Annotated in this window: 11 protein-coding genes and 1 tRNA gene; 9 read left to right on the top strand and 3 right to left on the bottom strand. The window is 61.8% G+C overall.

The window, feature by feature from the left end:
* Nucleotides 1–297 precede the first annotated feature (297 nt).
* Nucleotides 298–2,148: a phosphoenolpyruvate carboxykinase (GTP) gene (locus HMPREF2942_RS01865; protein ID WP_070688141.1), complete on the bottom strand. Its 1,851-nt coding sequence runs from the start codon at nt 2,146–2,148 to the stop codon at nt 298–300.
* Nucleotides 2,149–2,647: 499 nt separating this feature from the next.
* Between HMPREF2942_RS01865 and HMPREF2942_RS01860 the strand changes: the two genes are divergently transcribed.
* The 5 genes from HMPREF2942_RS01860 to HMPREF2942_RS01840 all read left to right on the top strand — a co-directional run bounded on the left by HMPREF2942_RS01860 (nt 2,648) and on the right by HMPREF2942_RS01840 (nt 7,551).
* Nucleotides 2,648–2,723 (top strand) — tRNA-Arg (locus HMPREF2942_RS01860).
* Nucleotides 2,724–3,122: 399 nt separating this feature from the next.
* A complete protein-coding gene (locus tag HMPREF2942_RS01855; protein WP_070688139.1) occupies nt 3,123–4,745 on the top strand; it encodes a DNA repair protein in 1,623 nt (540 codons plus the stop codon).
* Nucleotides 4,745–5,998 (top strand): cell wall biosynthesis glycosyltransferase, encoded by a 1,254-nt coding sequence (locus HMPREF2942_RS01850; protein ID WP_070688137.1) that lies wholly within the window; start codon nt 4,745–4,747, stop codon nt 5,996–5,998. Before HMPREF2942_RS01855 ends, HMPREF2942_RS01850 begins: the two co-directional genes overlap by 1 nt.
* Nucleotides 5,999–6,277: 279 nt before the next feature.
* Nucleotides 6,278–6,598, top strand: coding sequence for a 2Fe-2S iron-sulfur cluster-binding protein (locus HMPREF2942_RS01845; protein ID WP_070688135.1), 321 nt, complete (start codon nt 6,278–6,280; stop codon nt 6,596–6,598).
* 2 nt (nt 6,599–6,600) lie between these two features.
* Complete coding sequence (locus HMPREF2942_RS01840; RefSeq protein ID WP_070688133.1) at nt 6,601–7,551, top strand: DUF4232 domain-containing protein; 951 nt, start codon at nt 6,601–6,603, stop codon at nt 7,549–7,551.
* A 142-nt stretch (nt 7,552–7,693) separates the two neighbouring features.
* On the opposite strand, the gene HMPREF2942_RS01835 is transcribed toward HMPREF2942_RS01840, so the two are convergent.
* Nucleotides 7,694–8,281, bottom strand: a complete 588-nt coding sequence (locus tag HMPREF2942_RS01835) for a malonic semialdehyde reductase (RefSeq protein WP_070688132.1) — start codon at nt 8,279–8,281, stop codon at nt 7,694–7,696.
* A 142-nt stretch (nt 8,282–8,423) separates the two neighbouring features.
* On the opposite strand from HMPREF2942_RS01835, the gene HMPREF2942_RS01830 reads away from it, so the two are divergent.
* Nucleotides 8,424–14,021: a DEAD/DEAH box helicase gene (locus HMPREF2942_RS01830; protein ID WP_070688130.1), complete on the top strand. Its 5,598-nt coding sequence runs from the start codon at nt 8,424–8,426 to the stop codon at nt 14,019–14,021.
* A gap of 265 nt (nt 14,022–14,286) precedes the next feature.
* On the opposite strand, the gene HMPREF2942_RS01825 is transcribed toward HMPREF2942_RS01830, so the two are convergent.
* Nucleotides 14,287–14,871, bottom strand: a complete 585-nt coding sequence (locus HMPREF2942_RS01825; protein WP_049354486.1) for a TetR/AcrR family transcriptional regulator — start codon at nt 14,869–14,871, stop codon at nt 14,287–14,289.
* 558 nt (nt 14,872–15,429) lie between these two features.
* Between HMPREF2942_RS01825 and HMPREF2942_RS01820 the strand changes: the two genes are divergently transcribed.
* The 3 genes from HMPREF2942_RS01820 (at nt 15,430) to HMPREF2942_RS01810 (ending at nt 19,107) form a co-directional block, all read left to right on the top strand.
* The gene (locus tag HMPREF2942_RS01820; RefSeq protein WP_083313452.1) at nt 15,430–16,590 is read left to right on the top strand and encodes a pseudouridine synthase; all 1,161 of its coding nucleotides are present in this window, start codon (nt 15,430–15,432) and stop codon (nt 16,588–16,590) included.
* 163 nt (nt 16,591–16,753) lie between these two features.
* Nucleotides 16,754–18,016 carry a glycoside hydrolase family 76 protein gene (locus HMPREF2942_RS01815; RefSeq protein ID WP_070688128.1) on the top strand — a complete coding sequence of 421 codons (1,263 nt, stop codon included), beginning with the start codon at nt 16,754–16,756 and terminating at the stop codon, nt 18,014–18,016.
* A gap of 152 nt (nt 18,017–18,168) precedes the next feature.
* Nucleotides 18,169–19,107 (top strand): Dyp-type peroxidase, encoded by a 939-nt coding sequence (locus HMPREF2942_RS01810; RefSeq protein ID WP_070688126.1) that lies wholly within the window; start codon nt 18,169–18,171, stop codon nt 19,105–19,107.
* Nucleotides 19,108–19,142 lie beyond the last annotated feature (35 nt).

Genomic DNA, 19,142 nt, shown 5'->3' with positions numbered 1-19,142 from the left:
AGCCCGGGCGGGTTCGACGCGTTCAAAAATCTTACATTGGAATTGTATAGGGGCGGCAAGAGAGGCAAGAAATTATGGATAGCCACTTCTGCACCAAACCATCCCGGCGAGGATCTTAAAGTATTTCTCAAGAGCAAGTGGACTGCATAGCCTTACACTCACGCCTTTGCAAGAAAATTTATCACTCCCCCAACTGACAGGGATTCAAATTTCCCCCAAACGGAAAGAAGGGGCGGAATCTCACCGAGAGATTCCACCCCTTCAAGGCGCTAAACCTTAGGTATTAGCTGGAGTGTCTTAGTCCTCCAGAGCCTTCGCCAGAGCGTCGCGCTGTTCGCGAACCTCAGCGGGCAGCTTGTCGCCGAACTTCTCGAGCCACTCGTCGATGCCGGGCAGTTCAGCCGCCCATTCTTCCTTCGAGACAGCCAGAGCAGCCTTCAGCTCTTCCTCGGAGATTTCCAGACCGGTCAGGTCCAGGTCTTCCTTGGTGGGAACGGTGCCCAGGAAGGTCTCCTGGCCGCCAGCCTTGCCGTCGAGGCGGTCGAAGATCCACTTCACAACGCGAGAGTTCTCGCCGAAGCCGGGCCACGCGAAGCCACCGTCGGGGGTGCGGCGGAACCAGTTGACGTAGTAGACCTTCGGCATGTTCTCGGTGCCGTGCTTCTTGCCCAGGTCCAGCCAGTGCTTGAAGTAGTCACCAGCGTTGTAGCCGATGAAGGGCAGCATTGCCATCGGGTCGCGGCGAATCACGCCGACAGCACCCTTAGCAGCCGCGGTGGTCTCGGAGGAGAGGGTAACTGCGCGGAAGACGCCCTGCTCCCAGCTCTCGGACTCGGAAACCAGCGGGATGGTGGTCTTACGGCGACCACCCAGAACGATAGCGCTCAGCGGCACACCCTCGGGGTCGTAGTACTCGGGAGCGAGCATGTCGACCTGGGATGCGGGGGTGCAGAAACGGGAGTTCGGGTGAGCTGCCGGGCGGCCGGACTCGGGGGTCCAGTCCTTACCGGTCCAGTCAATCAGGTGTGCGGGAGCCTCGTCGGTCTTGCCCTCCCACCAGACGGAGCCGTCGTCGGTCAGTGCAACGTTGGTGAAGATGGTGTTGCCCTTGGCGATAGCCTTCATAGCGTTCGGGTTGGTGGAGTAACCGGTGCCCGGTGCCACGCCGAACAGGCCAGCCTCGGGGTTGACCACGCGTGCCTGGTGGTTCTCGTCGAACTCGATCCATGCGATGTCGTCGCCGACCATCTCAGCCTTCCAGCCGTCAATGGTGGGCTCCATCATTGCGAAGTTGGTCTTGCCACATGCGGAGGGGAACGCTGCGGAGATGTAGCGAACCTTGCCCTCGGGGTTGGTGACCTTCAGGATGAGCATGTGCTCTGCCATCCAGCCCTCGTCGCGACCGATAACGGATGCGATACGCAGTGCGTAGCACTTCTTACCGAGCAGTGCGTTACCGCCGTAACCGGAGCCGAAGGACCAGATTTCGCGGGTCTCGGGGAACTGGACGATGTACTTCTCGGGGTTGCAAGGCCAGGGAACATCTTCCTGACCGGGCTCCAGGGGTGCACCAACAGAGTGCAGAGCCTTGACGAAGAAGCCGTTGGTCTCGTTCAGCTTGGCAAGAACGTCCTTACCAATGGTTGCCATGATGCGCATGGAGCAGACAACGTATGCGGAGTCGCTGAGCTCAACAGCAATCTTGGGGTTCTTAGCCTTCAGGGAGCCCATGACGAAAGGAATGACGTACAGGGTACGACCGCGCATGGAGCCCTCGAACAGACCGGTCAGGGTCTGCTTCATTTCGACGGGGTCGCGCCAGTTGTTGGTCGGGCCTGCGCCTTCTTCAGTCTCGGAGCAGATGAAGGTGCGCTCCTCGACACGTGCAACGTCGTCGGGATCGGAGAAAGCTGCGTAAGAGTTCGGGAATTCGTGATCGCTGAGGCGAACGAAGGTACCGGCGTCAACCAGTTCCTGTGCCAGGCGGTCATATTCTTCCTGGGAGCCATCGACCCAGTAGATGTGTGCGGGCTGGGTCAGTGCCGCAACCTCGCGAACCCAATCCAGGAGGCCCTGGTGGGTGGTAGGTGCGCTCTGCAGCTCCTTTTCGAGTTCGGCAGAGAGAGTACGAGTTGAGGTGTCAGCCATTGACATTTTCCCCTTCAATCGGTGGCCCGGATACTACATTGATCCGGTTAGGTCTGCGGTAACAAAGAAGCAGTTAAACACTACAAGCGTGCAAACAAATGTGAATATGCACGCTTGGACAGTCTCCACTTCCTCGTGATGCTTACAGAATAACGCATTAATGGTCTGCAGAGCTTTCTATGACACCATTTCTTAAGTTCTGCGCATCACATTCTTAGAGTGCGAGAAGATTTTTTGGAGGATTTCGAGGTGATTCGGCAGGGTCGAGGAGGGTGTTCCGAGTGTCCGTGAGCTAGGTTTTGGGGTGGAACAAAAATATTTTAAAAAAATTTTAAGAGCACAAAACCCCCGGAATCATGCGGTAAAACAGGGCATTATCGAGTCTTTCGGAGGGGATTTTGGGTCAATTTCGAGTTTTTCGGCTTGCGCACCCTTGGAGACATCCGTATAGTAGTACCTGTTGCCGCGACGGGTTGAAGAAATCCGAAGCGAGGAACATGCGCCTGTAGCTCAACGGATAGAGCATCTGACTACGGATCAGAAGGTTGGGGGTTCGAATCCCTTCGGGCGCACCACCGATCCCCGGTTCTTTGGAACCGGGGATTTTTTGTATGCCCTAGAAGATATGCCCCAGAAGATATGCCCCGGAAGACACGCCCGGGAAGATGTCTTTGGGAAACAAGCACGCAGAAAACGCTCTGACACAAGCCCCGGGCAGGGCTCAAGCCACTGCACAGTACAACATGTTGCAGTACGACACGCCGCAGGCTCTAGCTAGGTGTAGCAAGGACGCTTCACCAGCTGACGCTGCCCCATCCGTGCCAAAAACCGCGCCCCAAAGCACCCCAACCTGTGAATCCACAGATTTATGCTCCCAGATGACGTGCCCCGGGGCACACCCGCCAAAAAACGCATAGGATGGAAAGAGGACCCTCCACACATAGGCTGGAGAGCAGACAACGCGAAGGAGCACTATGGCACAGCTATCCATTCCGCAGTCCCTGATAGGTGCACTCATCGATATAGCCGACCTTGGAACACTCGACTACTTCCCGCCCACCGAACGATGCGCCCACTGGTCCCTCTATGACGCGCAGCGCCAGGAGCTCCTCTGCCCCTGCACACCCGCCGCCAACACCACCGCGGAGAAGCTCTTTGAGGCCGCGGCGAAGATTCTCTACGAGAATTTCCCGCGATATATCGATTCGCCCGAGGAAATCATTCCTTATACTTCCCGCCAGGAACTCGTTGCCGCCCTACGCCGCGGCGATGAGGAAGCCAGCGACACTAAGCCTGCTGAAGAGGAACAGACCGACCTGCAGGCAACCGAAGCGGCCGAAGCCTCCATGGCTGAGACTCCCGTCGCAGAGGCCAACGAGGGTGTAGTGAGTGAGGACGCCGCGGTGAGCGCAACCGCTACTCCCCAGCCGGCAACCCCGAAGCCTGCGGCGCCGAAGCCGGCGCCCTCCCCCGCGCTCTTTGCCGCCCGCGCGGCACAGGCACCCGCCCCGACTCCCAGCCCTGCTCCCAGCGTGCCGGAAGAAGCATCTGTGGAAGCACCCGCAGAGGCAACAGCAGAAAAGACGGCTCCTATACCGACGCCCGCCACGGTTGCTCCCGCAGCGCCCAAGCCCGCAGCACCGAAGCCGGCAGCGCCTACTCCCGGTACGCCCTCCCCCGGCATGTTCCGCAAGTCCACGCTGACCTACCGCCCGCCGCGCATCGAAGAGTACCTGGAGGGTCTGCGTGCCCGCCAACAGGCTGCCGAAGCCGCAGAAGCTACCCATACGGCAGTAGCTAGCGAGCAGGCACCTGTTGAAGAGTTGCCCGTACTCAGCCAGTCCCTACCGAGTGCGCCCGCCGCTCCGGAGACGAATACCCCGAAGCCGAGCGCGCCGAAGCCCGCAGCCCCGGTCCCCGCTGCTCCGGCGGCCCTCAGCGAGCCCGCGGCTCAGCCGGTAGCCGCCGAACCGACCGCGCCTCGCGGCGTCAGCGAAGAGGACCGCGAACGCAGCTACCGCCTGCGCCCGAGCCTGCGCGCCCGCCTCGAACGCGAAAACATCAGCGAAGAGCTCGTGCGCACCATCCTGCGTGAAGGCGCGGCAGAACGACTCAACGACTGGACGATTCGCTTCACCCACGACGATTACCGGGTGGACGTCAACACCGCCTCCGCCGAAGTCATTACGGTCATTGACGAATACGACGCCGAATACAACGAAGCGGCGCAGGCATCCCTGGCACAGGGCGAATACAACTCGCTCAACGCCCTGGAACTCGAATTCAGCGAGCGCGCCCGCACCTTCTTGAAGAAGAACCCGCCGTTCGTTTTCGATCTGATGCTTCAGACGCTGAACAGCCCCGAGAGCGTGCGTATGGCTGAAGGCTGGACCCGCATCTACGCGGCGCAGGGTCTGGAAATTGCAATCTCGCCGGATGAGCGGACCGTTCTGGCTCTGGCGAAGACCCCGGATTTCCATCACCTGCACGCGGAAGCCCTGCGTAAGGCTCAGCTCGAAGAGCTCAGCAACACCCTGGCGAAGCAAGCAGAAGATAAGGCAACCCAGGCAGAAAACACCACCGAGGAGGAGAAATAATGTCCGCGAAGCAGATTACCGTTCCTCTTGAGGTGTACGTTCGCCTGCAGGAGCTTGCCTCCCTCGCAACCTATAGCTACCGGGAGAACCAGGGTTCTGAAGAGAGCGCGGCAAACGATAAGCCGTGGGACTTGCTCGCTAAGGACGGCGCTTCCCTGCTCGATGAGAACGGCGCGCTCAAGCCCGAAGCTGCTGAGCTCTACTTCACCCTCCTGCCGCTCATCGCTCAGGAGTTTGTGGAGCAGCAGCAGACGCTGGTGGATGCTTACCGTCAGGCGCCCAAGCCCGCCGCCGCACGCGCCAAGATTCGCCCCTCCAACCAGCGCCTTATCCCGCTGACCGAGGTGCCGCTGGAGAACCAGCGTATTGCCGCGCGCATCGAGAAGGAATTCTACGGCGATGTGCCGCCGCGCCGCCGCATCTACGGTGTGCTCCCCGGCGTGATGGACTACATGATGCGCCACGGCCTCACCTACGAGCTGCTGCTGGACATCATCGAGTCCCCCGCAAGCACGGTGGTTCAGGAAAGCGCGCAGGAGAACCGCTACGGTCGCGAAGTTACCCTCTATACGCATGAGGAGGAAGGCTACCAGGTGGTGCTCAACCCCCTGACCGCCGAGGTGCTCGCGTTACGCCCGCTGCAGGCTCTCGCGGGAGGCTACCAGCTCTCCCCCGACGCCCAGGCACAGCTGAAGGCGCTCGGCCTGACCGGCGAGTATATTGCCCGCATTCTCGATGAGGCTGAGGACCGCCGCCCGATTCCCGGCAGTAGCCGCACCGTGTACTCGCTCAACGGCTACCAGGTGGAGTTCTCGCACTCCGACCAGCAGGTGATTCGTATTAGCCGCGGCACCGCGCCCAGCCGTAACCCCTTCGAATCGCAGCCGAGGATGAGCGGTACGAAAAGGCAGCGAGGTCGCAAAATCCCGCACGATGTGGACGCGTTCGTGCAGTTGCTGCAGGAGCACGGCTTCACCATCACCATGGGCGGTAAGCACTACGATATTCGCCACGAGAAGCTGGCTCCGGGTCAGAAGGCGGTCACCTCCGTGACCCCCTCAGATTCGCAGCGCTGGCACCTGAACTCGGCACGCCAGATCCGCAATACCTTCGGTATCGACCTGCGCTACGCCGATCCGCGCGATAGTGTACGCGGTATTGTGCGCGGCCCCGGAGGAAGCGTCCAGAACGCCGATAACCACAGCGCAGAAAAGCAGGACACCGAGAAGACTGCGGAGAAGGAATCAAAGTAGGTCTTCGTCACCGTTAAAGCGCCCCTGCGTGCCGGTTCTTTATACTGCCCCCAGCATGTCTTTGCATCTGGGGGCAGTATTCGTTGGCGCTGATATCCCGCATTGTCAGGGCAATACGCGGTAGACTGGGGGCAATACATACATGCTACTCAGCATAAAAATTAATATGCGTTCCCGTGATATGCGTGACGGTAGGGTTGGGTATGCACCACAAAGTACGGTGAATAACAGCCCCTACCTCTACAATAGAAACGCATCACTACAGAAGAAGGAGAACGCATGGGCGTAACGATTAAGGTCACTGACGAAGCAGGCGAAAACTACGACATTCAGTGGGAAGACCACCACACCCTCCTGGAAGCCCTCCAGGCTAACGGTGTGCCGGTCCTCGCAACCTGCGGCGGTAACGCATCCTGCGCTACCTGCCACGGCTTCATCGACCCCGAGCACTTCGAAGCTTCCGGTGAACGCACCGAAGCTGAGCAGGACCTGCTCGACATGGTCGACGATGTCGCCAACGAGTACTCCCGCCTGTGCTGCCAGGTCGAGTACGCCCCCGGTATGGACGGAGCAGAAATCCAAATGCAGGCGGCGATGTAATCATGTTTAAATCGGCTCAGGTACTCGCATCAACCACCCTCCTCTGTTGCGTGCTCGCGCTCAGTGGATGCGGCGCGTCCCAGGCCGGTCAGGAAGCTGAAGGCACCTCGGCGCAGCCGAGTGCTTCGGCTTCGGTCAAGCCCGGCACGATTCGAGTAGCTTCTGACGGGGCTACCCCTTCGGTGAGCCCGGGTTCCATTACCGTGGTGAACTCCCCCGACGCGGAGCACCACGAGTCTTCCTCTGAGCACTCCGAGTCTTCTTCCCACACCGAGACTCACGAGTCGAAGCAGAACTCTGACTCTCACTCTTCTGAGTCCTCCCACGAGGGTTCCGAGCAGAACAAGTCGGACGACTCTGATTCTCAGCAGGATTCCCAGAAGGGCTCAGACTCGTCTTCGCAGTCGGGCTCTCGCTCTTCGGGTAACTCTTCGAACTCCTCCGGTTCCTCGAACTCGTCGAGTTCTTCCAACTCCTCGAATTCCTCGAGCTCTTCGGAGAAGTCCTCTAACTCCTCCAACAACAACGCTGAGGGACCGACCCAGTGCGATCTGGACGACCTGAACGTTTCGGTTGCCATTGGAGAAGGCTCCCCCGGCGCCCGAAACTACACCCTGTACTTCCAGAACTCCTCGAACTCCCCCTGCACCCTGCGCGGTTACCCGCGTGTGGTGCATGCTGGTCCTTCGGGAACCTGGGTCGGCCGTGAGGCATCCGCCTCTGCTGAGTACATGAACTCTGCGGGCGTGACCCTCAACCCCGGCGACAGCACCACCGCGGTGTTGCGTTCGGTGTACCCGGCACGCTTCGGTGACGCATGCGGTAGCCGACCGGTTCAGGGCTTCCTGGTGGGTCTTCCCTCCGGTTCCGGTGGCGTGATTGTTCCGCTGGATACGACCGCGTGTTCCTCGTCTGTTCCGCAGCTGTCGGTGGGTCAGTTTGGTGCCCGCTAACGCGGCGTTTCAGGGTTAAGAAACCGGCGCGTATAACGCACATATAGTTCAAGGGCGGTTCCCCGTGGTGGGGAACCGCCCTTGAGCTGTCTATAAGTCTGAATCTAGGGTTTAGCTTTAGTCATACCATAGCTGCGCGCTCTTAGAGGGAGCGAGTAACCTCATCGTGGCTGAAGCGTGCACCGCGCGGGTATGCGGGAGCCTCGCCGTGGCCGAGGTTGACGACCAGGAAGGGGATTTCTGCGTTGTCCGCGAAGAATTCCTTCTTGATGCCGGCGAAGTCTGCGCCGGTCATGGGGCCAGCGTCCAGGCCGAGGGCGCGGATTGCGGTGATGAAGTAGCCTGCCTGCAGGTGAGCGCTCAGCTCAGCGGCGGGGGTGGCGAGCTCTTCGGTGGTGTAGAAGCCCTTGATGAAGCCGGCAGCGTTGGGGTTGAAGGTGTCAGCGTGCTCTACCCAGTTTGCGTCTGCGGAGAGGATTGCGGTCACCGGTGCTGCCTGGGTCTTAGCCTTGTTGCCGTCTGCCAGGTGTGCGACGAGGCGCTCGCGTGCCTCGGGGCTCTTGACCCAGGTGATGCGCAGGGGCTGGCTGTTGAAGGCGGTGGGGCCATAGAAGGTCAGCTCCTGGATGCGGCGCAGCTGCTCGTCAGTGACGGGCTCCTCGGTGAAGGAGGAGACGGTGCGCGGCTCGTGGAAGAGGTTGATGAGCTGTTCGTCGTTCAGGCGGGTCATGGTGGTGCTCCTTTTTCTAAGTTCCTAATTACTTTACGAGTAAAACATTACGGGGTGATGCATTACCCGTCAAGCACATCTTCCTCCCCCAGCCCCCAACAATTCAAGAGGCGCACACCATAAACCCCGCCATAATAGATACATGACCGACGCACTCTCCCACTTCTCCGCACCCGTACGCGACTGGTTCCGCGCCACCTTCAGCGCACCCACCGCCGCCCAAGAAGGCGCCTGGGAGAGCATCCGCAACGGCAACAACACCCTCATCATCGCCCCCACCGGCTCCGGTAAAACCCTCGCAGCCTTCCTCTGGGCACTCGATGCCCTCCACCGCGAACACGAAACCGGAACCGCGGGCGGTACGCGCATCCTTTATATTTCGCCGCTCAAAGCACTCGGTGCGGACGTCGAACGCAACCTGCGCGCACCGCTCGCTGGAATTACCCACCTAAGCGGCAACGACACTGGCGAGCCGAGCATCAGCGTGGGCGTGCGCAGCGGCGACACCCCCGCACGCGAACGCCGCCAGCTCATCAGCAACCCGCCAGACATTCTCATCACCACCCCCGAATCCCTCTACCTCATGCTCACCAGCGCCGCCCGCAACACCCTCGCGGGCGTGACCACCGTGATCGTGGATGAGATTCACAACCTCGCCGCCACCAAACGCGGCGCGCACCTGGCGGTATCCCTTGAACGCCTTGACGCGCTCCTCGAAAAGCCCGCGCAGCGCATTGGGCTCTCCGCAACCGTCGAAAACCCGGAGGCGGTCGCCCGGTTCCTCGGCGGCATTCAGCCGGTGACCGTCATGAGCCGCCCGGTCGCCAAAGAATGGGACCTGCGCCTGAGCGTACCCGTGCCCGACATGGCGGCACTCGGAGGCGCCAACGACTACGGACAGGGGCTCTACGCGCCCTCAGAGGTGCGCGGCGGCGGAGGTTCAGCTTCTGCCGGCTCGCCGCAGGGTGCGGCACAGCCTACCTCTAGTGCCGTAGACATCCCGGCGAACGCGCCCTACACGCTCGAAGATGCCATTGGCGTGTTCCCCGGTCAGGAAACTGGTCAGGAGAGCGCAGACGCGCCCGCCAGTGACGTTGACGCAGATGTGAGCGAGGGCTTTGGCACGCCCAAAAATACGCTCACCATCCCGGAAGAATCACTCCGCGAAACTCCCGATAGCGAGCGCCCCGAGACCTCCATCTGGCCGCGTGTGCAGGAGCGCATCGTCGACCATATTGAGAACAACCGTTCTACGATTGTTTTCGTTAATTCGCGTGGACTAGCAGAAAAGCTCACCGCGGCACTCAACGATATTCACCTGCGCCGCGTCCTCGCACAGCAGGGAATCGACCCCGAAGACTACGCGACAGGCATCGGCGACATCGCCGAGGTGCCGCCGCTCGCCCGCGCGCACCACGGCTCCGTGTCCAAGGAACAGCGCACCCTCATCGAGGAGGCGCTCAAGGGCGGAACCCTGCGCTGCGTGGTCGCCACCAGCTCCCTGGAGCTGGGCATCGATATGGGTCACGTGGACCTCGTAATCCAGGTGGCGGCGCCTCCATCGGTTGCCTCCGCACTGCAGCGCGTGGGCCGCGCCGGACACCGCGTGGGCGAAATTTCGCGCGGATTCTTCTACCCCAAGCACCGCGGCGACCTGCTCGGCGCAACCGTCACCCTCGCCGGAATGCGCAGCGGAACCCTCGAGCCACTTGCCATCCCCACCAACCCCCTGGACGTACTCGCGCAGCAGACCGTCGCCGCCTGCGCGTTGGGCCCCATCAGCGTGGACTCCTGGTACGAGGCGCTACGCCGCAGCGCACCCTACGCCGAACTGCCGCGCGCCCTCTTCGACTCCGTACTCGAAATGCTCGCCGGACGCTACCCCTCCGATGAATTCGCTGAATTGCGCCCGCGCATCATCTGGGATCGCACCCCTACCGAGGAAGCCCCCTCCGGCAGTATTGAGGGCCGCCCGGGTGCGCAACGCCTCGCCGTCACCAGCGGCGGCACGATTCCCGACCGCGGGCTCTTCCCCGTCTACCTGGTCAGCGGCGATGAGGAGCGCGGCCCCAAGCGTGTGGGTGAGCTCGACGAGGAAATGGTGTACGAATCCCGTGCCGGCGAGGTCATCACCCTCGGCGCGAGCAGTTGGCGCATTGAAGAAATTACGCACGACGCGGTGCGGGTCTCCCCCGCACCCGGTCAGCCCGCGCGCCTGCCTTTCTGGCACGGCGACCGCATGGGCCGCCCCTACGCCCTGGGCGTGCAGACGGGTGCGTTCACGCGCGCCCTCTCCAGCCTGGACGCCACCGATAGCGCCGCCGCCCGCCTGCAGCTCGAACAGCTCGGATTGGACACCTGGGCGGTCGATAACCTGCTCGCCTACCTGCGTGAGCAGCGCGAATCCACCGGGGCGGTCCCCTCCGACACCCGCATGATTGTGGAGCGGCACCGCGACGAACTGGGCGATTGGCGCGTGGTCCTGCACTCGCCGCTCGGCTACGGGGTGCACGCGCCCTGGGCGCTGGCAGTGCGCGCCCGCATTGAGGAGCGGTATGGGGTGGACGCTTCCGTCATGGCGAGTGATGACGGCTTGATTCTGCGTCTGCCCGCTATGGAGGATGTGCCGCCCGGCGCTGATCTGTTCCTTTTCGACCCGGACGAGCTGGAGGCGATTGTCACCGAACGCGTAGGCGATTCGGCGCTTTTTGCGTCTCGGTTCCGTGAGAATGCGGCGCGTGCCCTGCTGTTGCCACGCCGTGATCCGGGTAAGCGCACCCCGCTGTGGCAGCAGCGTCAGCGTGCGGCGCAGCTGTTGGATGTGGCGCGTAAGTACCCTGATTTTCCGGTGCTTTTGGAGACGGCGCGCGAGTGTCTGCAGGATGTGTACGATGTTCCGGCGCTGGTTCAGGTGCACCGTTCGTTGCAGTCTCGGGCGGTGTCCATGCTGGAGGTTGAGACGAACGACCCTTCGCCTTTTGCGCGCACTCTGCTCTTTGAGTACGTTGCCGAGCACCTCTACGACGGCGATGCGCCCGCCGCCGAACGCCGCGCCGCCGCGCTGTCGCTGGACCCGGCACTGCTGGCTGAGTTGCTGGGTTCGAGTGGTCTGCGTGACCTGTTGGATCCGGCGGTTCTGGTGCAGACTCAGCAGCGTCTGCAGCGCACGGGTGAGCGTTACCGCGCCTGCGGTGTAGAGGGCGTGGCGGATCTGTTGCGCCAGTTGGGTCCGTTGAGCGCGCGGGAGTTGAGTCTGCGTTTGCGTGCCGACAGCCCACGGGCTGAATCTGCGACACACGGTTCTCAGGATTTCGGCGAGTCCGAAGACTCTGAAAACTACGGCGAGGAGCATGGCGAGGAGTACGGCGCGCACGCCAGCACGGATCAGGCGCGCGCCCTGGCGGAAGAGCTGGTGCGCTCGCGCCGCGCGTTCTCGTTCATGGGAGCTGCCGACATGGGAGCTACCGACGATTCCGCCGAGCCGCAGCTGTACTATGCGGTGGTTGAGGATGCTGCGCGTCTGCGCGATGGGCTGGGCATTATGCCCGCCGCGGCGCTTCCTGTAGCCCTTCTGGAGCCGGTCGCGGAGCCTTTGGAGGATCTGGTTTCTCGCTATGCGCGCACCCATATTCCCTTCACTGCGCAGCAGGCGGCGGAGCATTTTTCGCGCCTGACCCCGGTGGGTGTGGGCGTGCTGACTCCGGTGTTGCAGCGTCTTCAGCAGCAGCGCCGCCTAAGCTCCGGCGAGTTCCTGCCCGAGGTGCTGCGCACTCCCGGGTCTGCCGGTGTCGAGTGGGTGGATGCGCAGGTTTTGCGCACGATTCGTGCCCGCTCTCTGGCGGCGTTGCGTGAGGAAATTGAGCCGGTATCGGCGCAGGTCTATGGTGTATTCCTACCCTCATGGCAGAACGTTCGTTCTTTATCCGTGCGGGTTGCGCAGACCCTGCCGGAGGCGAGCGCCTACGGCGCGTTCATGCCCTCCCGCCGCACCGCCACGGTAATGGGCGAGAGGGTGGCGCCTCTCGGCCCGGCGGCGCTCAACCCGGCGGTACCCAACCCGTTAGCTGAGCACGGCACAGAACATACGGGACAAGATTCCGCCTCCTCCACGGAGGATCTGCTCACCGCCATCGACCAGCTGGCGGGTGTGCGCGTACCGGCTTCCGCGCTGGAGACGCTGATCCTCCCGGCGCGTGTGCCCGGCTACCAGCCGCACATGCTGGACGAGCTGATGGCAAGCGGCAGGGTGTTCTTCACCGGCGCCGGTCAGCTCGGCGGCGGTAGCGCGCAGAAGTCTGACGGCTGGATTCGCCTGCATTTGAGCGAGAGTTCCTCGCTGACTCTGGGTGAGCTGACCATGGGCGAGGACTACCCGGAGCAGCTGTTACGCGCGGAGAACCCCGAGCTTTGGGAGGCGCTGCAGGCTCCGGGCACGCTCGAGCACGCCATCTATGAGGCGCTGGCTCATGGCGGCCTGTTCGTGCCGGCGCTACGTGAGCGGGTGGCGCAACTGATGAGCGCTGCGGCACCTGCCGGTCAGGTGGTGACTTTCCCGGATGCGGCGGAGATTTCGGCGGCTCTGTGGCGTCTGGTGTGGGCTGGTGCGGTGACGAACGATAGTTTCGCGCCGGTTCGGGCGATGCTTGCGGGCGTCCGCAGTGCGCATCCGACTCCGGCAGCCCCTGCGCGTCTGTCGCGGGTGGGTCGCCGTGGTGCGGGCCGTATTGCGGCGGCACGCGCCTCCATGGGTAACGGCTTGACGGGCGGTTACGGCGCTGATAGCTACAGTTCCAGCGGCTACTCTGTGCCTGCCGCCGGGCGCGGTCTGCGTTCCCTCCACAGTCATTCCCTCCGCGGCGGGTTCCATGGCGCCGCTCCCGCCGTTGCCCCGCAGGATAGCGGTCGCTTCTCACGCGTGGACACACTGCTGCAGGAGCCGGTGGAGGCGACGGTTACGGCGCTCGCACGCGCCGACCTGCTGCTGGACCGCTACGGTGTACTGACTCGCGGGTGCCTGCAGGTGGAGGATTCTGCCGGCGGGTTCTCGCAGCTGTACCGGATTTATTCGGCGGCTGAGGATCGTGCGCTGGTGCGTCGCGGCTACTTTATTGAGGGTTTGGGCGCGGCGCAGTTTGCCGCCCCCGCGACGGTGGACCTGCTGCGTTCTACCGCCGATAGCCTCAGTGTTCCCGCAAGTCCACAGGGTTTTGGCGCGACACAGGGTTTTGGTGCGAGTGCCTACACCCCGCAGCGTACCGATACGGAGCGGGTGTACGGCACGTTCACAGTGACCCTGTTGGCGGCGACCGACCCCGCGAACCCGTACGGTGCGGCGCTGAGCTGGTCCGCGATTCCCTCCTTTGCGCACGAGGGCGAGGGCACCGTAAAGCACCGCCCGGCACGCAAGGCGGGCGCCTGCGTGGTGCTGGTGGATGGCGCCCCGGTGCTGTACGTGGAGCGCGGCGCGAAGACCCTGCTGGCGTTCACAACCGACCCGGTACTTCTGGAGGCGGCGGCCCCCGCCCTGGCGCGCCTGGTGTCCGCCGGCGGTGCGGAGAAGATTTCGGTGGAGAAGGTCAACGATGTGGAGCTTTTGGGCACCCACACGGTGAGCACATCCACATTGGGCGCATCCGGCGGCGAGGTTGTAGAGCATCCGGTGGAGGCGCTGCGTGCGGCACTGCAGGCGCAGGGGTTCTACGCGACGGTTCGTGGCCTGTCGCTACGCCGCTCCATTTAGCCCGAGCCTCAAGCTTAGCCTCAGAGTAAAACTATTTTCTTCAATCTCAACTTGAGCATCATAATGCCCCGCACCCCCACGGAAGGGGGTACGGGGCATTATGTTTCCCTACTCACGAACCGGGTGGTGTTCCCGGAGTCCACCACGTCGCAAGCGGCGTAGCGGAGGAATAACCGCCCGGATGTCCACGTCATCTTTGCCGTGGAGCACATAACCAAACATCGGAGCGGGAAGTCCTGTGTAGACCTGTCACCTCTTGAGGCGGCTAGTAGCCGCCAGTGAGGGTGTCCACGGCACCCAGGCACAGGTCGATGGCTTCTTCGAGCCCGAGCCCGCGGGAGCGAACGGTGCGCTGATCGCGGGGGTTGAGTTGCACGACGTGCATGGCGAAGTAGTCGACGAGCTGCAACCAGCCTCCGAGGATGACGCGGGTGCGGTCATTAATCGGCATGCCGGTGCGTTCAAGCATCCATTCGAGGTAGTCGGTGGGGTTGTTCGGGAAGTCCTCCCCACCGGGGGTGGGGACACCGGCTACGACGAGGAAATAGGTGCGCAACTCCCTGCGGAGTGCTTCCTCGGGATTTTCGTGGTGCTCGCCGAGAGCCTCAAGGACTGCGTTGGCTTCGCGTCGGGTGACAGCTGCCGCCAGGGAGTCCTTGCCGGGGAAGTAGTGGTAGAGCAGGGCGCGGGTAATGCCTGCATCGCGGGCGATAGCGCTCATGGAGGCACCGAGCACGCCGCGGCGAGCGAAATGTTCTGCAGCGATTTTCAGAATTTGCTCTTCGCGTTCGTGCGGCTCCATGCGCAGGGCACCGGTGCGAGGCTCCGCATTCTTTTGTGAATGTTCCATAACCTCTCCTCTCGCATTTTCCGGTGCTTTGGAATTGTCCGATTGCACCGCTGTAATTGGGGGTGTTCCTTTAACCTCTGCATCCTTGCGCTGTTTCTGTCCCATTTCGACCCCTTCGTTCGAAATATCGAACTTCTGTGTCTTAATCGTACCGCTTTAAGGCGGTTTCCAGCCTTTATTAAGGTGTTTATGACGTAGGATGCCCAGGTTATCAGGTCTTTAATTGCTTTACATCTTTTATACTTAGAAAAACCACAGGGGCTAAATTGAGGGTTATTGATTTATGATTTGACAGCATTTTCGAAAATACCGCACTCAATCGATAGTTTTTGTAAAATTAATGCACTTTTTTTAAATTAAATGTCCAATAATTTCAAAAATTTGTGAAGTTTTCGTTTTCTGTTCCACGTATTCACACAAACATTCATGAGTGTCAGACAAAACTGTCTTCTGCAACCCCACACCAAGCCCACGGTAATATTTCCACCCGCATGCTACTCAGTCTGGCGCACCCGGGTCGCCGCCGAATCAGTCCCTCCCAAAAGGTAGAGTAGAGCCATGCCCGCACAGAACACCGCACGCCCACAACCCACCTCACAGTCCAGCTCTCAGCCCAAAACACAGCAGGGAACACAGCCCGCCTATCAGGCAAAGCCTGCACGCCGCACACATCGCCGCCTGCTGGCCCCTCCGCTGGCTCAGAAGAACGGTATCGACCCGATTCAGCTGATCCTGCCGCGCGTGGAGGAGCTCCCCGCCGAGCTCGCCCCGAACAATACGGCTCCGGCGACCATTGCGGATTACCTGATTACGCACTTCTACCCGAACGACCCGCAGATTATTTACGCCCGCTTTAATACCGGTGAGGTGCGCCTGGACGACGGCACGATTCTGACCGGCGATAGCCCGTATATGCCGGGTGAGCGCATCTGGTATTTCCGTGAGCTTGCGGATGAGCCGCAGCTACCCTCCGACATGCCGGTGCTCTACGAGGATGAGCACGTGCTGGCGATTGATAAGCCGCATTTTCTGCCGACCACCCCGCGCGGTTCCTATATTGCGCAGACCGCGCTGACCAAGCTGCGGGTGCGCGAGCAGAACCCGTTGCTGATTCCGATTCACCGCCTGGATCGCCCAACCGCGGGCGTGCTGCTTTTTGCCAAGACCGTGGAGGCGCGCCGCCCCTTCCAGATGATGTTTCAGCACCGTCAGGTGTCGAAGACTTACCGTGCCGTGGCGCCGGTTCCCGCCGATGCTGCCGCCGCCGAGCAGGCGTTGAGTGCGGAGGGACTGCAGGTGCGTTCGCATATTCAGAAGATTCGCGATCAGCTGCAGGTTCAGCAGCTTTCTGAGCAAGAGTGCGCGGCGCAGGGTGTGGAGCCGAATACGCTCACGACCATGAAGATTCTGCGGACTTTCACCCCGAGTGCGCAAGCGGTTGAGGGGTGGCGTGCCGAGCCTACACCTAACGAACAACGAGAATGGGCGCTCTATGATTTGGCACCTCACACCGGCAAAACCCACCAGCTGCGGGCACATCTAAACCTTTTGGGCTCCCCCATTCTGGGCGATGTGCTCTACCCTCAGGTGCTACCCGACGCGCCAGACCGCCCGGAGTACCCGCTGCAACTGCTGGCGTACAGCCTGCACTTTGAGCACCCCATCACCGGCGAGCGGGTGGACCTGTACAGCGGGCGTTCGCTAACTGCCGCCTCCTAACCGGTTTTTGAGTGGCGTTCACCTCGTTCCCCGCGGTGCATCTTCTCGGCGGGCTCTCGAAAAGGGATCACACCCGAGAGCCCGCCCACAGCATCCGGGCGCTCAGAGGGCAAAAGGTGGGATAATTTCAGACGTAATACTTCACCGCAACTACAGAGGGTCCATGAATTCCCAGCCGTCTTCCCACAACGAGCAGTCTCTGGAGTCGATTAGCGAGTACGCCGAGCGCACCTCCTCGCATGCCGCTGCCGCAGCCGCCAGCGTCACCGACACCTTTGTGCACCGCATCCTCGGCGTACCCGGCGCCCTCATCGGTTCGGTGCAGGTACCCGATCCGCGCCCGCTGAGCCAGCGCCTGAACGCTTGGCATTACTGGTGGCAGGCGCACCTGCTGGACTGTGTGATTGACGCCGGTCAGCGTCACCTGCGCGAGGGCGATATCACCGCCGCCCAGGAGGAGTTGCACCGTGCCCGCGCGCTGTTGCGCGGCATTAATGTTCGTAACTACGGCCGCTTCGCGAACGACTACTTTGACGATATGGCGTGGCTGACCCTCGCTGTGGGCCGCATGAATTCCTTCTGCATTGAGCTGACCGGTGCGAACGATGTTGCCGCTCAGGATGCCGGCGCGGCTCTCTTCGAGCAGCTGGCAAAGGGCTTCTCCCCGGTGGGTGGCATGAGTTGGCGCAAGTCCAAGCGTGATTTCGTGAATGCTGCGGCGACCGCGCCGACCGCCCTGGCGTATGTGCGCGCGGGCGACCCGAAGACTGCCGCCGCGCTGATGGATTGGATGAACGAAACCCTCTGGGATGCAGAACGTTCGCTCTATATTGACGGCGTGAACGTGCGCGGCGACGAGTACGAGTACGAGCGCGGCGAATTCACCTACAACCAGGGAACCGCCCTGGGCGCCCTGCTGAGCCTCGCCGCATCCGGTGTGCCCTGCGAGGTGGACCCCGCAGAACGCGCCGAGCGCCTCATCGTCGGCATCGTCAAGCACATGACCGAAGAGGTGGAGTTCCTCTCCGGTGCGCGCCGCCGCATCCTCATCTCTCACGGTGACGGCGACGGCGGCCTGTTCACCGGCATTCTCGTGCGCTACCTGGGCATGGCGGCATCCTCGCCGCTGCTCAGTGATGAGGCGCGAGCGCTCGCCTCGACCCTGGTGTACTCGACCGCACGGGCCTTGTGGGAGGGTCGCCGCGAGTTCGACCCCAACCTGCCGATGAACGAGTACGGCATTGACCCGAATGAGATTCGCGGTAAGGCGCTCGTGCAGTTCTCCCCGCGGTTCACCGAGCCGATGAGCAAGGTTGTGAAGCCCGGTGCGCCGGTGGAGATGTCCGCTCAGGTGCAAGCGTGGACTATTTTTGAGACGGCGGCGCGTCTGGCGCATGCGCGTCACCTCGCCTCCCACAGTTTCTAAAAGCACAGTTTCTAAAGTACGGCTTCTAAAACCCTGCTGTTCTTTGCCCCCAGCCCTCATCTTCTCCCTTCAGTGCAGAAGGTTAGGGCCTGTGCAGAAGGTTAGGGCTAGATTCATTGCGGGGGCGTGTACACGGGCGTACGGTGAATTTTATGCTTGCACCAGAATCACAACAGGTCACTGCCAGCCCGAACGCTAACACCATTTTCATGGTCTGGAAGTTCAAGGAAGGCACCTCTCAGGATGCGCTCATTGAGGGGTTCCAGAACCTCTGCGGGCTCGTCATTAACCTCAACCACACCGCCGCGAACCGCTACTCGCCCGAGAACGCTAACGTTGTTCTGGGCATTAGCCACAGCGCGTGGCTGACCCTGGATTTGCCCAAGCCACTGCCTCAGGAGCTCGTGGAGTTCGAGGAGATTAGGGGCCATAAGCACACCGCGGTGTCCACTCCCGGCGATCTGCACTTCCATATCCGCGCGACTCAGCCGTCCGTCGCCTACGATATGGCGTCCGCTATTACCGCGGCACTGCGCGATATTGCTGAGGTACTGGATGAGGTGCACGGCTTCCGCTACTGGGACGGCCGCTCCATCATCGGTTTTGTCGACGGCACCGAGAACCCGCAGACCCCCGCGGCGCGCGAATACTTCGGCATCATCGGTGACAGCGACCCCATGTACAGGGGCGGCAGCTACCAGTTCGTGCAGAAGTACATCCACGACATGACCGCGTGGAACGCCCTGCCCGTCTCCGAGCAGGAGAAGGTCATTGGCCGCTCCAAGCACGACGACATCGAGATGAGCGAGGACGAGAAGCCCACCAACTCGCACTCCGCTATCGCCAATATCGGTGACGACTTCAAGGTTATTCGCGACAACATGCCCTTCGGCACCGTGGGTAACAACGAGCTGGGCACCTACTTCATCTGCTACGCCAGCACCTTCTCGACCGTCCGGAAGATGCTCATGAACATGTTCACCGGCGTGGATGGCGCCAACTACGACCGTCTGCTGGATTTCAGCACTGCGGTGACCGGCACCCTCTTCTTCGTGCCGACTGTGGATATGCTCGGCGACTTCGCCGGCTAAGGCGAGCTAAACCCAGCTACCCTCAGCTAAATTCT

The organism is Rothia sp. HMSC071C12, from assembly GCF_001813895.1.
GTDB lineage: Bacteria > Actinomycetota > Actinomycetes > Actinomycetales > Micrococcaceae > Rothia > Rothia mucilaginosa.
The sequence above is the reverse complement of the archived record's forward strand: the minus strand, read 5'-3'. Positions and strand labels throughout refer to the sequence as shown.

What these genes read in the sequence shown, in the direction of transcription:
- HMPREF2942_RS01825 (WP_049354486.1), bottom strand. Translation starts at nt 14,871, where the DNA reads ATGGAACATTCACAAAAGAATGCGGAGCCTCGCACCGGTGCCCTGCGC.
- HMPREF2942_RS01845 (WP_070688135.1), top strand. Translation starts at nt 6,278, where the DNA reads ATGGGCGTAACGATTAAGGTCACTGACGAAGCAGGCGAAAACTACGAC.
- HMPREF2942_RS01820 (WP_083313452.1), top strand. Translation starts at nt 15,430, where the DNA reads ATGCCCGCACAGAACACCGCACGCCCACAACCCACCTCACAGTCCAGC.
- HMPREF2942_RS01830 (WP_070688130.1), top strand. Translation starts at nt 8,424, where the DNA reads ATGACCGACGCACTCTCCCACTTCTCCGCACCCGTACGCGACTGGTTC.
- HMPREF2942_RS01855 (WP_070688139.1), top strand. Translation starts at nt 3,123, where the DNA reads ATGGCACAGCTATCCATTCCGCAGTCCCTGATAGGTGCACTCATCGAT.
- HMPREF2942_RS01835 (WP_070688132.1), bottom strand. Translation starts at nt 8,281, where the DNA reads ATGACCCGCCTGAACGACGAACAGCTCATCAACCTCTTCCACGAGCCG.
- HMPREF2942_RS01850 (WP_070688137.1), top strand. Translation starts at nt 4,745, where the DNA reads ATGTCCGCGAAGCAGATTACCGTTCCTCTTGAGGTGTACGTTCGCCTG.
- HMPREF2942_RS01840 (WP_070688133.1), top strand. Translation starts at nt 6,601, where the DNA reads ATGTTTAAATCGGCTCAGGTACTCGCATCAACCACCCTCCTCTGTTGC.
- HMPREF2942_RS01810 (WP_070688126.1), top strand. Translation starts at nt 18,169, where the DNA reads ATGCTTGCACCAGAATCACAACAGGTCACTGCCAGCCCGAACGCTAAC.
- HMPREF2942_RS01865 (WP_070688141.1), bottom strand. Translation starts at nt 2,148, where the DNA reads ATGGCTGACACCTCAACTCGTACTCTCTCTGCCGAACTCGAAAAGGAG.
- HMPREF2942_RS01815 (WP_070688128.1), top strand. Translation starts at nt 16,754, where the DNA reads ATGAATTCCCAGCCGTCTTCCCACAACGAGCAGTCTCTGGAGTCGATT.